Annotated in this window: 14 protein-coding genes; 13 read left to right on the forward strand and 1 reads right to left on the reverse strand. The window is 62.1% G+C overall.

Features of this window, described 5'->3' with window-relative positions; translation table 11 throughout:
• Nucleotides 1-295 precede the first annotated feature (295 nt).
• The 13 genes from cydP (at nt 296) to pstB (ending at nt 12146) form a co-directional block, all read left to right on the forward strand.
• The gene (cydP, locus tag BMY98_RS21925; RefSeq protein ID WP_074892482.1) at nt 296-493 is read left to right on the forward strand and encodes a cytochrome oxidase putative small subunit CydP; all 198 of its coding nucleotides are present in this window, start codon (nt 296-298) and stop codon (nt 491-493) included.
• The gene (locus BMY98_RS21930; protein WP_074892483.1) at nt 490-2082 is read left to right on the forward strand and encodes a cytochrome ubiquinol oxidase subunit I; all 1593 of its coding nucleotides are present in this window, start codon (nt 490-492) and stop codon (nt 2080-2082) included. Before cydP ends, BMY98_RS21930 begins: the two co-directional genes overlap by 4 nt.
• Nucleotides 2083-2092: 10 nt before the next feature.
• Nucleotides 2093-3235, forward strand: coding sequence for a cytochrome d ubiquinol oxidase subunit II (gene cydB, locus BMY98_RS21935; protein ID WP_074892484.1), 1143 nt, complete (start codon nt 2093-2095; stop codon nt 3233-3235).
• 25 nt (nt 3236-3260) lie between these two features.
• A complete protein-coding gene (gene cydX / locus BMY98_RS21940) occupies nt 3261-3377 on the forward strand; it encodes a cytochrome bd-I oxidase subunit CydX (RefSeq protein ID WP_065988546.1) in 117 nt (38 codons plus the stop codon).
• Nucleotides 3367-3669 (forward strand): cyd operon YbgE family protein, encoded by a 303-nt coding sequence (locus BMY98_RS21945; protein ID WP_074892485.1) that lies wholly within the window; start codon nt 3367-3369, stop codon nt 3667-3669. Before cydX ends, BMY98_RS21945 begins: the two co-directional genes overlap by 11 nt.
• Nucleotides 3670-3975: 306 nt before the next feature.
• Nucleotides 3976-4599: a glutathione S-transferase family protein gene (locus tag BMY98_RS21950; protein WP_074892486.1), complete on the forward strand. Its 624-nt coding sequence runs from the start codon at nt 3976-3978 to the stop codon at nt 4597-4599.
• 39 nt (nt 4600-4638) lie between these two features.
• Nucleotides 4639-6702: a 2Fe-2S iron-sulfur cluster-binding protein gene (locus BMY98_RS21955; RefSeq protein WP_074892487.1), complete on the forward strand. Its 2064-nt coding sequence runs from the start codon at nt 4639-4641 to the stop codon at nt 6700-6702.
• Between the two features lie 29 nt (nt 6703-6731).
• The gene (locus BMY98_RS21960) at nt 6732-6935 is read left to right on the forward strand and encodes a hypothetical protein (protein ID WP_074892488.1); all 204 of its coding nucleotides are present in this window, start codon (nt 6732-6734) and stop codon (nt 6933-6935) included.
• Nucleotides 6936-7113: 178 nt separating this feature from the next.
• On the forward strand, nt 7114-8016 hold the full coding sequence (bla, locus tag BMY98_RS21965) for a class A beta-lactamase (protein ID WP_074892489.1): 903 nt from the start codon (nt 7114-7116) through the stop codon (nt 8014-8016).
• Between the two features lie 390 nt (nt 8017-8406).
• Nucleotides 8407-9426 carry a phosphate ABC transporter substrate-binding protein PstS gene (gene pstS, locus BMY98_RS21970; RefSeq protein ID WP_074892490.1) on the forward strand — a complete coding sequence of 340 codons (1020 nt, stop codon included), beginning with the start codon at nt 8407-8409 and terminating at the stop codon, nt 9424-9426.
• 70 nt (nt 9427-9496) lie between these two features.
• Nucleotides 9497-10492: a phosphate ABC transporter permease subunit PstC gene (gene pstC / locus BMY98_RS21975; protein ID WP_065988539.1), complete on the forward strand. Its 996-nt coding sequence runs from the start codon at nt 9497-9499 to the stop codon at nt 10490-10492.
• A complete protein-coding gene (gene pstA / locus BMY98_RS21980) occupies nt 10489-11367 on the forward strand; it encodes a phosphate ABC transporter permease PstA (RefSeq protein ID WP_074892491.1) in 879 nt (292 codons plus the stop codon). Before pstC ends, pstA begins: the two co-directional genes overlap by 4 nt.
• Nucleotides 11367-12146 carry a phosphate ABC transporter ATP-binding protein PstB gene (pstB, locus tag BMY98_RS21985; RefSeq protein WP_065988537.1) on the forward strand — a complete coding sequence of 260 codons (780 nt, stop codon included), beginning with the start codon at nt 11367-11369 and terminating at the stop codon, nt 12144-12146. The genes pstA and pstB overlap by 1 nt, the downstream gene beginning before the upstream one ends.
• Nucleotides 12147-12431: 285 nt before the next feature.
• Here pstB and BMY98_RS21990 read toward each other — a convergent pair whose 3' ends face one another.
• Nucleotides 12432-13355 (reverse strand): LysR family transcriptional regulator, encoded by a 924-nt coding sequence (locus tag BMY98_RS21990; RefSeq protein WP_074892492.1) that lies wholly within the window; start codon nt 13353-13355, stop codon nt 12432-12434.
• Nucleotides 13356-13744 lie beyond the last annotated feature (389 nt).

The following is a 13744-nucleotide window of genomic DNA, read 5'->3' on the forward strand; positions in this document are numbered from 1 at the left end:
CGAGCCGCATGGATGCGGCGAGAGCGCCGTCAGGACATGGATGTCCGTTCGGCGCGGGCCCACGGAGCGAGACCGGAGTGAAGGAACCCTGACGAAGGAAGGGCCCAACCGAGAGCAGGCACTTTTGCTTACTTTTAGTGCTTTTTAAAAGTAAGTCGCCGAAGGCGAAACAATCTGCCGTTAGGCAGAGCTGTGGCGATCTGCCACACCCCAATGAACGCGCCTTATTGACCTGGATCAAACCCGTAGGAAGCGGCTGTAGGAAAAATACCCCGCACCCCGACGAGTCCTCAACATGCCCGGTCCCTTCGACTTCCTCAAACACCCCCTGGCCAAAGACATCAGTCTGATCCTCCTGATCAAACTCGTCCTGCTCATGGGCATCCGCAGCGTCTGGTTCGACGCCCCGGTCGAAGTCAAGGACGACGGCGTGCGAGCCGGCCTGCATGTACTGGGCGCCCCACCCGCATCCTCTGAGAAAACCCCAAAATGATATCGGAATCAGTCGTCGACCTCTCCCGGCTGCAGTTCGCGATGACCGCGCTGTACCACTTCCTGTTCGTCCCGCTGACCCTCGGCATGGCCTTCCTGCTCGCCATCATGGAATCGGTCTACGTCATGACCGGCAAGCCAATCTACAAAGACATGACCCGGTTCTGGGGCAAGCTGTTCGGCATCAACTTCGCCCTCGGCGTCACCACCGGCCTGACCATGGAGTTCCAGTTCGGCACCAACTGGGCCTACTACAGCCACTACGTCGGCGACATCTTCGGCGCACCACTGGCCATCGAAGGCATGATGGCGTTCTTCCTCGAGTCGACCTTCATCGGCCTTTTCTTCTTCGGCTGGGACCGCCTGACCCGCGTCCAGCATTTGACCGTCACCTGGCTGGTGGCCCTCGGCTCAAACCTGTCGGCGCTGTGGATCCTCATCGCCAACGGCTGGATGCAGAACCCGGTCGGCGCCGAGTTCAACTTCACCACCATGCGCATGGAACTCACCAGCTTCAGCGACCTGCTGTTCAACCCCGTCGCTCAGGTCAAGTTCGTCCACACCGTGGCATCCGGCTACGTCACCGGCGCGATCTTCGTCCTGGCGATCTCCAGTTGGTATTTGCTCAAAGGCCGCGACATCGCTTTCGCCCGGCGTTCGTTCGCCATCGCCTCGGCATTCGGCATGGCCTCGATCCTGTCGGTGATCGTGCTGGGTGACGAATCCGGCTACGAGATCGGCGACGTACAGAAGACCAAGCTGGCCGCCATCGAAGCCGAGTGGGAAACCGAACCGGCGCCGGCGGCGTTCACCTTGTTCGGTTTGCCCAATCAGGCCGAGCAGCGCACCGATTACGCGGTAAAGATTCCCTATGTGATGGGCATCATCGCCACCCGCTCGGTGGATAAGCAGGTCACCGGGATCAAAGACCTGGTCCGCGAACACGAAGGCCGCATTCGCAACGGCATGACCGCCTATGACTTGCTCGGCCAACTGCGCGGCGGCGACAAGAGCGAGCAGACCCTCAACGCCTTTAATGCGGTGAAGAAGGACCTCGGCTACGGCCTGTTGCTGAAGAAGTACACCGACAAAGTCGTCGACGCCAACGAGCAGCAGATCAAACAGGCTGCGCTGGATTCGATCCCGCAGGTGGCGTCGATCTTCTGGACCTTCCGCGTGATGGTGCTCAGCGGGGTGCTCATGCTGCTGTTGTTCGCCTGTGCCTTTTGGGCGTCGGCGCGCAAGAACGAAACCCGCAAGCGCTGGCTGCTCAAGTGGGCGGTGTTCAGCCTGCCGCTGCCGTGGATTGCCACCCAAACCGGCTGGTGGGTCGCCGAGCACGGTCGTCAGCCCTGGTCCATCGGCGAAGTGCTGCCCGTGCACCTGTCGGCCTCGACCCTGTCGGCGGGGGACGTGATCGGTTCGATTGTGGCGCTGGTCGGCTTCTACACCGTCCTGCTGATCATCGAGATGTACCTGATGTTCAAGTTCGCAAGGCTCGGCCCGAGCAGCCTGCACACGGGCCGCTATCACTTCGAGCAAGGCGCCCACGGCAACGCTGCTGGCGCCAGACAACCGGCCCTGACCTGAGGAATTCACGATGTTCGATTACGAGACACTGAAAATGATCTGGTGGGTGCTGGTCGGCGTGTTGCTGATCGGCTTCGCCCTCACCGATGGCTTCGACCTGGGCGCAGCGATGCTGATGCCCTACGTCGGTCGCAGCGACACCGAGCGACGCGTGGTCATCAACACTATCGCTCCGCATTGGGACGGCAATCAGGTCTGGCTGATCACTGCGGGCGGCGCCCTGTTCGCGGCCTGGCCGCTGGTGTATGCCGCTGCGTTTTCCGGTTTGTACTGGGCGCTGCTGCTGGTGCTGTTTGCGCTGTTCGTACGCCCGGTGGGTTTCGACTACCGCAGCAAGCTGGAAAACACCCGCTGGCGGCAGAGCTGGGACTGGGGCCTTTTCGTCGGTGGCGTGGTGCCGTCGCTGGTCTTCGGCGTGGCGTTCGGCAACCTGTTGCTGGGCGTGCCGTTCCAGTTCGACGACACCCTGCGCTCCAGTTATCACGGCAACTTCTGGCAGCTGTTGAGCCCGTTTGGTCTGCTGGCCGGCGTGGTCAGCCTGAGCATGCTCGGCCTGCACGGCGGCAGCTGGCTGATGATGCGCACCGAGGGCGCGATTGCCCGACGCTCACGGCGTGCCGCCCAGTGGCTGTCGCTCGTGTTTTTGCTGTCGTTCATTGGCGCCGGCGTGTGGCTGTTGCTCGGTGGCATTCAGGGCCTGGCGATCACCTCAACCTTTGATGCGGGTGCTGCGCTGAACCCGCTGGCGAAAACCGTGACGGCCAGCAACCCTGGCTGGCTGGGGAATTATCAGCAGTACCCGCTGACCGTCATCGCGCCGCTGCTGGGGATTTTCGGTGGCTTGCTGGCATTGCTCGGCGCCAGCGCGGGGAAGGGCGGGACGTCGTTCCTCGGCAGCAGCCTGGCGATCGTCGGCGCGTTGTGCACGGCAGGTTTTGCGCTGTTCCCGTTCGTCATGCCGTCGAGCCTGGACCCGGCGTCGAGCCTGACCGTGTGGGACGCCGTGTCCAGCCATAAAACCCTGATGATCATGCTGATCGCAGCGTCCATCTTCGTGCCGTTGATCCTCTGCTACACGCTTTGGTGCTACGCCAAGATGTGGGGCAAGGTCACCACCGCCCACATCGACCACAACCCCCACGGCCTGTACTGACCCGCGTTTTAGAGGAGAGACAATCATGTGGTATTTCGCCTGGATTCTCGGCGTGTTGCTGGCCTGCAGCTTTGGCATCATCAACGCGCTGTGGCTGGAGTCGTCCGACGCCGCCGCACTGGAGAGCGGCCGTGACCGCTGAAGCGCTGAACGCACCTTTCAGGCACGCCGTCGGCCGGGCATTGTCCCTGTTGATGGCCGTGCCGCTGAGTCTGGTGCTGCTGATTCACCCCGCATCAATGCTCGACGCCAACGGCCATTATTCCCACAGTCTGCTGATGCTGATCATGTGGGGCGTGGCCGGGGGCTTCGTCCACGGCGTCGGTTTCGAGCCGCGGGCGATGGCCTGGCGGGTGATGTTTCACCCGTTGCTGGCCTGGGCGCTGATGGCCGTGGGTTATGGAATGTGGCTGACGGCGCGTCAGTGGCTTTGAGCCCTTTGTGAGGTAGAAGCAAACCTCGGCCGTCTCCCCCGGCCTGCTGTGCCCGATCAACGCAGCAATCGCGCGCAGCAGGCCGGGGGATATTTCTGAAGGGTGCCTATAGCTGGTTCTCAGCGCCGCGCGCCGGCAATGCAACACGGTTTCGCCCTCAGCATTTCATCCTGTGAAACAGTGGATTGCCGATTCTGGTCATTCCGCAATCTGGCGGTCAGGCCCACTATCGGTTTCACCAGCGCGGCCCTCCATTGCGGCACCGCCGCTCCGCGCTGAGTCGATCCACTAGCAGGAGCCACCCCCATGACCGCCATCACGCTCTATCACTTCCCGCTGTCCGGCCACTCCCACCGCGCCGAGCTGATGTTGTCGCTGCTGGGCCTTGCGCCGGCCATTCAATTCGTTGACTTGGCCAAGGGCGAGCAGACGACGCCGGAATTCCTCGCCATCAACGCCTTCGGCCAAGTGCCGGTGATCGACGACAACGGGGTCATCGTCGCTGATTCAACCGCGATCCTGGTGTACCTGGCGAAGAAGTACGACCCATCGGGCCGTTGGTTGCCAAATGATCCCGAGGGCGCCGCGCAAGTCCAGCGCTGGTTGTCTGCCGCCTCCGGCGCCATTTATCTGGGCCCGGCGCGGGCACGTCTGATCACCGTGTTCGGTGCCGGTTTCGATCCCCAGGATACGATCCAGCGTGCCCACGAAACGCTGCGGGTCATCGATCAGCACCTCAGCGGTCGTGAATTTCTTGCCGCCGATCACGCCACCATCGCCGATGTCGCCGCCTACAGCTACATCGCCCACGCACCTGAAGGCAACGTCTCGCTGGATGAATACGGCAACGTGCAGGCATGGCTGGCGCGCATCGAGAACCTGCCGGGTTTCACGCCAATGCCACGCACGGCAGCAGGCCTGGTCAAGTAATTCTCAGTAAGTTCTCAGTGATCCCAGGGAGTTCGCGCCATGAACGAGATTCGTGTTGAAACGGCATCGCCATGGCATTCCGGCGAGCGCGCTCTGCAGGCCAACGTCGGCGTTGCAGAGCGCATGGAAACCTTGGGCAAGCGCGTGATTCGTGACTACATGCCCGATCAGCACCGCGAGTTCTACGAGCACCTGCCGTACCTGATTCTCGGTGCCGTCGACAATGAAGGCTGGCCGTGGGCGACCCTGCTGGATGCCCAACCGGGGTTTATCCAGTCCCCTGACGCCAGGCGTCTGGACATCAGCCGACGCCCCGATGCTGAAGACCCGGTCGGCGCCGGGGTTGCGCCGGGCGCGGCGGTGGGCATGCTTGGCATCGACCTGCACACCCGCCGTCGCAATCGCCTCAACGGCCACATCAGCGAACTGTGGGAGAACGGTTTTTCCGTGAGCGTCGAACACGCGTTCGGCAATTGCCCGCAGTACATTCAACTGCGGGCGTTGAAACCGCTGCCGTCGCCGACGCAGCGGCCGGCCGCGCAACGCTTGTCTGCACTGGATGACGCCGCGATCGCCACCATTCGTGGCGCCGACACGTTCTTCGTCGCCAGCTATGTCGACCTTGAGGGCGCCCAGCCCCACCGTTCGGTGGACGTGTCCCACCGTGGCGGCCAGCCCGGATTCGTGCGGGTGGAGGGCGATGTGCTGACCATTCCGGATTTCGCCGGCAATCTCTTTTTCAACACGCTGGGCAATTTTCAGCTCAATCCCAGAGCGGGTCTGCTGTTCGTTGATTTCCAGACCGGCGAGCTGTTGCAGGTGGCGGGCACGGTCACGCTGATCCTCGACGGGCCGGAAATCGCGGCATTCCAGGGCGCCGAGCGGCTCTGGCAGGTGCGTGTGGAACAGGTGGTGCGTCGGCCGGCGGCGTTGCGCTCGCGCTGGGAATTCCAGGGGTGGTCGCCGAACAGCCTGATGACCGGCGACTGGCAGCAGACCGCCGTCCGTTTGCAGGCCGATGCCCTGCGCGATCAATGGCGGCCCATGCGGGTGACGCGGATCGAGGACGAAAGCGCCGGCATTCGTTCGTTCTATTTCGAGCCTGCCGACGGTGCCGGGTTGCCCGCGTTCAAGGCCGGTCAGCACCTGCCGCTGCGCGTGTCGCTCCCCCTGTCGCAGCAAAGTCATAAGCCGCCGCTGATTCGTACCTACAGCCTGTCCAGCGCGCCGTCCGACGGATTCTTCCGCATCAGCGTCAAGCGCGACGGACAGGCCTCGGTGTACCTGCATGACCAGGTCAAGGTCGGCGATCTGCTCCAGGCGCGTTCTCCCCAAGGCAGTTTCGTGGTGGACCCGCAAGAGCGCCGGCCGTTGGTGCTGCTGGGTGCGGGCATCGGCGTCACGCCCATGCTGTCGATGCTGCGAGAAGTCATCTACGAAGGCAAACGGGTGCGGGGAGGGCGGGCGACCTGGTTCATCCAGAGTGCACGTCGTCTGGCCGACCTGGCGTTTCGCGAAGAAGTGGACACACTCATTGCAAAGGCTGGCGATCAGTTGACCGCGATCCGCGTGCTGAGCCAGCCGGAAACGTCGGCGCGTGTGGGTGAGGATTTCCACCTGACCGGCCGCATCGACCTTGATCTGCTCAAGGCACTGCTGCCGTTCAACGATTTTGATTTCTATGTGTGCGGGCCGGCCGCGTTTACCCAGGAAATCTACGACGGCCTGCGCGCCTTGCTGATTCGCGACGAGCGCATCCACGCCGAGACCTTCGGCCCGTCCAGTCTCAAGCGCCGCGGCGATTCCCAAGTGATCGCGGTTGAGCAACCGCCTGCCGCCACCGAAGCGGTGCGGGTGGTGTTCGAACGCTCCGCCAAGGAAGCGCGCTGGCAGCCTACCGGTGGCAGTCTGCTGGAACTGGCCGAGAGCCGCGGGCTGAACCCGGAATTCAGCTGTCGCGGTGGATCCTGTGGCACCTGCAAGACCCGGCTCATCAGTGGCCAGGTGCATTACCCGGTCCCGCCCGCTGAAAGGCCGGCGTCGGACCACGTGCTGATCTGCTGCGCAGTCCCGGCTTCAGGGCCGTTGGTGCTCGATCTGTAACCATCCATGTGTGTGCGGGAGAGACGGCGATGAACCCATGGCCAGCGTTCGAGAACGATGAAACCCCGGTGCCGTATCAGGCCACCGAGCAGGAGATTTCCTGGCTGTTGCCGCAGTCGCTGGCATCTCTGGCCGGCGAACTGGCGGCGAACCACGAGCCCATCGACAACCCTGCGACCCTGCGGCTGTTCATGTGGGTGCGGTCGGTGTCGGGATTTGACCGGCCGCGATAATGGCAAAGGTGGGGCAAACAGGACGTTTGCGCCGGCAGCGGTTGAAATGAGGCTGCGTCTGGTCGGATGATGGGCGCCGGTTTGCTCACCCTTCGCAGCGGCTCAGCGGCAGCTCATCCCATCGGGATAAGCGCCATGATCCCTGCGGCGCTCGTTGCCCTTCACAAGGACGTCCATCTTGATCACCCGCAGAAGTCTCATTGGCGCGTCGTTGCTGGCCGTGCCTGCGCTGTTCAGTCTTTCCTCACTGGCTGCCGAACGGCGTCCCGAGCCGTCTCCCGACCGCTTTTCCGACCGAGCCATCCAGCAGCAACTGGCCGACCTCGAATCTCGTCACGGCGGCCGGCTGGGTGTCGCCATTCTGGACACGGCCAGCCAGCGCCTGATCAGCCATCGCGGCGATGAACGCTTTGCCCTGTGCAGCACCTTCAAATGCCTGGCCGCCGCCCATGTGCTGGCGCGGGTTGATCGAAAGCAGGAGGACCTGTCGCGGCGTATCGTCTATTCCGCCGAGCAACTGGTGGCGTATTCGCCGACCACCGAGCTGCATGTGGGCGGGCAGGGGCTGAGCGTCGGTTCCCTGTGCGAGGCGGCGATGACGCTGAGCGATAACACCGCAGCCAACCTGCTGCTCGACAGCATGGGCGGTCCCGAAGGGTTGACCGCCTGGTTGCGTTTGATCGGTGACACGCGAACCCGCCTGGACCGGCGTGAGCCCGATCTGAATGAAAACCGGCCGCAGGATCTGCGCGACACCACCACGCCCGTCGCCATGTTGCACACGTTGAACACCCTGGTGCTGGGTGACGAACTGACGCTGCCCTCGCGGGATCAGTTGACGGCGTGGCTGGTGAACAATCAGACCGGCGACAAGAAGCTGCGCGCCGGCGTCTCCGGCGGCTGGCGTGTAGGAGACAAGACCGGTTCGGGTTCCAACAACGCCACCAACGATGTCGCCGTAATCTGGCCCGGCGACAGGCCACCGATTTTGGTGACGGCCTATTACACCGGCTCAAAAGCCAGCGCTGATCAGATCAACGCAGTGATGGCCGACATCGGACGGCTTGCCGAAGCGGTGTGAGGGCTGGCCTTCCAGGGGAGTGGGGCTGGCCGCAAAATCTCGATACACATTGCCGAGATGAATCGGCCGTGCGGCACGGCCGGTGAGTTCTGCCTGCCCCTGGCGACGGCCCTGCGGCGCCCAACACCGGGCGCAATTGCCACAAAATGCATGCCTACAGGGTGATATGTGGCGCATTGATATTAAATTCCCTTCCGCTAGACAACTTCAGCCTTAGCCAGCAAAACCGGGCACTTCAGTTTTACAAGCTGTAGGAAATGGCTGACAGAAGCCTCCGTTTTTCCGCGCGGTCTCAAGACTGTCATCAAACAGAAATGTTTCCGGTTTTAAATCTGCCTCGGGTCTTCAACTGTGACCACACACACAAAATTCTCTTGTTGAGGTATTGCCGTGATTCTGCTGACTAAAAAACGCCTGTCGCTTCTGATGGCTTCGATGTGCCTGTCGGGTATGGCACACGCCGTTGATGTGACTGGCGCTGGTTCGAGTTTCGTATTCCCGGTTATCTCGCAGTGGTCGCAGGACTACAGCAAAACTGCTGACAATCGCGTCAACTACCAGTCGATCGGCTCGGGCGGCGGTATTGCCCAGATCAAGGCTGCCACCGTTGATTTCGGCGCGTCCGACGCTCCGATGTCCGCTGAAGACCTGAAGGCGGGCGGTCTGGGTCAGTTCCCAAGCGTGATCGGCGGCATCGTACCGGTCGTCAACCTCGAAGGCGTGAAAGCCAACGACGTGAAATTGAGCGGGCAAGTACTGGCCGACATTTTCCAGGGCAAAATCACCAAGTGGAACGATCCTGCGATCGTCAAACTGAACGAAGGCCTGAAACTGCCTGAGACCAACATCACCGTCGTTCACCGTTCGGACGGCTCGGGCACTTCCTTCAACTTCACCAGCTACCTGACCAAAGTCAGCGACGCATGGAAATCCGGTCCAGGCACCGGCTCCGCTGTTCAATGGCCAGTGGGCGTGGGCGGCAAGGGTAACGAAGGTGTGGCGGCTTACGTAAAACAGATCAAGGGCTCGATCGGTTACGTTGAATACTCCTACGCCACCAAGAGCGATATCGCTTTCACCCAACTGCAAAACTCGGCTGGCGAGTTCATCAAGCCTGACGCCAAAGCCTTCGCCGCAGCGGCCGACACTGCCGACTGGGCCAACGCCAAAGACTTCAACCTGATCATGACCAACGCGCCGGGCAAGACGGCATGGCCGATCACCGCGACCACCTGGATCATCATGTACAAGCAACCGAAGAACGCCGAGAAAAGCGCTGCTGCTTTCGACTTCTTCAAATGGTCCCTGGAAAAAGGTCAGAGCGCCGCTGAAAAACTGGAATACGTACCTCTGCCTGCATCGCTGGTCAGCAAGATCGAAGACTACTGGAAAACCGAGTTCACCAAGTAACTCGACGTAATCCGGCTTACCCCTGCCACCGAGCGCTCGATGGCAGGGTTTCCTTGCGAGTGGACCTACCATGACTGATAACACCCAATACATGTCCGCTGTGATTCCGGATGCAATATCCGAGAGCGAAAAACGCGCGGCCCGCGATCACCGACACGACGCCTGGTTTCGGCGCACGATGCTGGGAGCGGCTCTGTTGGTGCTGCTGTTGCTGGCGAGTATCGCCGGCTCGACACTCTGGGGCGGTGCCCTGGCATTCAAAACGTTTGGCTTCGAATTTCTTACCAGTACCGAATGGGACGTGGTCAACGGCAAGTTCGGCGCGTTGGTGCCGATCTACGGCACGTTGGTGACCTCCTTTCTCGCACTGCTGATCGCCGTTCCGGTGAGCTTCGGCATCGCGGTTTTTCTGACTGAAGTCGCACCGCCCTGGCTGCGCATGCCCATCGCTTCGGCTGTGGAGCTGCTGGCGGGTATTCCTTCGATCATCTACGGCATGTGGGGCCTGTTCGTGTTCGGCCCGTTCATGGCCCAGTACATGGCCCCGTGGATCAACGACAACCTCGGCGCTCTGCCGCTGATCGGCCCGGTGTTTCAGGGCCCGCCCCTGGGCATCGGCATGCTCACCGCCGGCATCGTGCTGGCGATCATGATTATCCCGTTCATCACCTCGGTCATGACCGAAGTGTTCCGCAGCGTGCCCATCGCCCTTAAAGAATCGGCGTACGCACTGGGCGGCACGACCTGGGAAGTGGTCTGGGACATCGTCCTGCCGTACACCCGCTCTGCGGTGGTTGGCGGTGTGTTCCTGGGTCTGGGCCGTGCCCTCGGTGAAACCATGGCGGTGACCTTCGTGCTGGGCAACGCCCACCAGTTCTCGGCATCGCTGATGATGCCGAGCAGCTCGATTGCTTCGGTGATTGCCAACGAGTTCAGCGAGGCCTACACCGACCTGCACCGTTCTGCGCTGATCGCCCTGGGCTTCCTGCTGTTCGTGGTCACCTTCATCGTGCTGGCGATCGCCCGTCTGATGCTCTCTCGTCTGTCGCGCAAGGAGGGTCTATGAGTAAGGCCGATAACGAAAACCTGTACCGCTCCCGGGCGATCAAGAACAAGATCGCGATGGTCCTCAGTTGCGCCGCGACGGCCTTCGGCCTGTTGTGGCTGGTATGGATTCTGCTGACCACGATCGTCAACGGGTTCGCAGCGCTGAACCTGCGCCTGTTTACTGACATGACCCCGCCACCGGGCTCGTCGGGCGGTCTGGCGAACGCCTTTTACGGCAGCATTCTGATGTCCGGCATCGGCCTGCTGATCGGCACGCCGATTGGTTTGATGGCGGGTATCTGGCTGGCGGAGTTTGCCCGTAATACCAAGCTGGGCAACGCGGTGCGCTTCATCAACGACATTCTGCTGTCGGCGCCGTCGATCGTGCTCGGTCTGTTCGTGTACACCGCGGTGATCCTGCCCCTCAGCGCCGTGACCAACCATCAGGTCGGTTTCTCGGCCATCGCCGGCGCCCTGGCCCTGGCCCTGCTGGTGATTCCTGTAGTGGTGCGAACCACCGACGAAATGCTCCAGCTGCAACCGTCGACCATGCGCGAAGCCGCATTGGCGCTCGGTGTGCCGCAATGGAAGCTGACGCTGCAGATTGTCCTGCGTGCGGCCAAGGCCGGCGTGGTGACCGGCATCCTGCTGGCGCTGGCGCGCATCACCGGCGAAACCGCGCCGTTGCTGTTCACCGCCTTCGGCAACCAGTTCTGGAGCAGTGACCTGCTCAAACCGATCGCAAGCGTGCCTGTGGTGATTTTCCAGTACGCGATGAGTCCGTTCGACGACTGGCATTCCCTGGCCTGGGCCGGCGCTTTGATTATGACCATGTTTGTACTGGTACTGAGCCTCAGTTCCCGTCTTCTCCTTTTGCGCAATAGGGCGTCCTGATGAACAACCTTTCCCTCGCCGACGAAAAAACCAAAATCCAGGTACGCGGTCTCGATTTCTACTACGGCACTCAGCGCTCGCTGAAGTCGGTCGACATGATCATCCCCGAGAAGCGCATCACCGCGATCATCGGCCCGTCCGGCTGCGGCAAGTCCACGCTGCTGCGGGTGTTCAACCGCATTTACTCGATGTACCCGAAACAGGAAGCCAAAGGCGAAGTGATGCTCAACGGGGAGAACATTCTGGCCCCGGGTTACTCGATGAACCGCCTGCGCAGCAACGTCGGCATGGTGTTCCAGAAGCCGGTGCCGTTCCCGATGTCGATCTACGACAACATCGCTTACGCGGTGCGTCACCACGAAAAACTCTCCCGTCGCGAGATGGAAGAGCGCGTCGAGCAGGCTCTGCGCGGCGCGGCGTTGTGGGATGAAGTCAAAGACAAGCTCAAGCAGAGCGCCCAGAGCCTGTCCGGTGGTCAGCAACAGCGTCTGTGCATCGCCCGCACCATCGCGTTGCGCCCGCAAGTGCTGCTCCTGGATGAGCCGACTTCGGCCCTCGACCCGATCTCCACCGGTCGCATCGAACAGCTGATCACCGAGCTCAAAGAGCAGTTCACCGTGATCATCGTCACCCACAACATGCAACAGGCCGCGCGCTGCTCGGACTACACCGCGTTCATGTTCATGGGCGAACTGATCGAACACGGCGACACCGACACCATCTTCACCAAGCCGTCCAAGACCCAGACCGAGGATTACATCACCGGTCGTTTTGGCTGATTGAGGGTATTGCTGGCGCTGCAAGAGGTTTTAGCGGGACCGGCTTTAGCCGGGAAGAGAATGGTGTGAACGCCATCATTTTGTGCTGTCACCGCTGACGCTTTCCCGGCTGAAGCCGGTCCCACTAAGTCACGCGCGCGTCGTAGGACTGGCTTTAGCCGGGAAGGCTTCGGCCGCTACACCGCAGATTTGTGGGTGTTCAAACCGGCCTCTTCCCGGCTAAAGCCGGTCCTACATTCGATCGCTGGTTTGTAGGACCGGCTTCAGCCGGGAACTCGTCGGGCCTCAAGGCGCGGGACTGGAAGCGCCGGCATCCCCCATGAAGGCCTCCAGCCGCTTGCGCAACCAGCGTTCGGCGGGGTCGGTGTCCATGACGCTGAGCCAGACCATCGACAGCTCAAGATCCGGCGTCACGAACGGCAGCGGCTCGCCACGCAGACCGGTTCGGGCCATGGCCCGGGTCAGGTGGTCCGGCAGGTTGCAGAGCAGATCCGTTCCCTCCATCAACGCCGGCAGCGTGCTGTATTGCGGCACCGACAGTACGGCGGTGCGCTTGCGGCCGATCGCGGCCAGCCACTCATCCGCAAAGCTTGAAATGTTCGCCACGTGGGACACCACGACGTGGGGCCGCGTGCAGTATTCGTCCAGGGTGATTGGCTCAGGCGAAGCGTCGGCGCGCACCACCATCGGCCGCATGATGCGCAGCATTTTTCGCTTGGCGTTGGCCGGCAGTTCACGGGTCAGGCAGACGCCGACGGTGATGTCGCCGGACATGAGCAGCTCCGAGACATTCCAGAAATTGACCTGCTTGATCACCAGCACAATGCCGGGCGCTTCCTCACGGATCGCCCGCAGCATCGGCGGCAGCAGGCTGTACTCGACGTCGTCGGACAGCCCGATGCGGAAGGTCATGTCGCTGCTGGCCGGGTCGAATTCCCGCGTGAGGCTCAGGGCCACGGACATCGCGTCCAGCGCCGGCGACAGGTGACTGATGATCTCGCTGGCCCGCGCCGTGGGTTCCATGCGGTGACCGACGCGAATGAACAAGGGATCGTTGAACAGCGCACGCAGGCGGTTGAGGGCGGCACTGATGGTGGGTTGGCCGAGGAACAGCTTCTCGGCGGCGCGGGTCACGTTACGCTCTTGCATCAAGGTCTCGAACACCACCATCAGGTTGATGTCCGCCTTGCGCAGCTCATTGCGATTCATACATCGTCCCCGTTACCCGACATTCGTCACCCTGCTGTGGAAGGCCTGCGACATGATGGGCAACAGTTTATTGAGCGCGGTCGTTCGGCGTCCAGCCTTCCCGGCTAAAGCCAGTCCTGCCCGACTGAAGCGCGCTTAGTGGGATCGTCCTCAGCCGGGAAGAGGCCATTCTGGACACCCACCATTTTGCGGCATGACCACCGACGCCTTCCCGGCTAAAGCCGACTGGGTATGCGCATGCTGTTAGTGGGACCGGCTTCAGCCGGGAATAGGCCAGTCCGGGCGCCCTCGATTTTGCGGAGTGACCACCGACGCCTTCCCGGCTGAAGCCGGGCCCGCTGGGTATTCGCATGCTGTTAGTGGGGCCGGCTTCAGCCGGGAAGAGGCCA

Origin of the sequence: Pseudomonas graminis (assembly GCF_900111735.1) — a bacterium.
In the GTDB taxonomy this organism is placed as follows: Bacteria; Pseudomonadota; Gammaproteobacteria; order Pseudomonadales; family Pseudomonadaceae; genus Aquipseudomonas; species Aquipseudomonas graminis.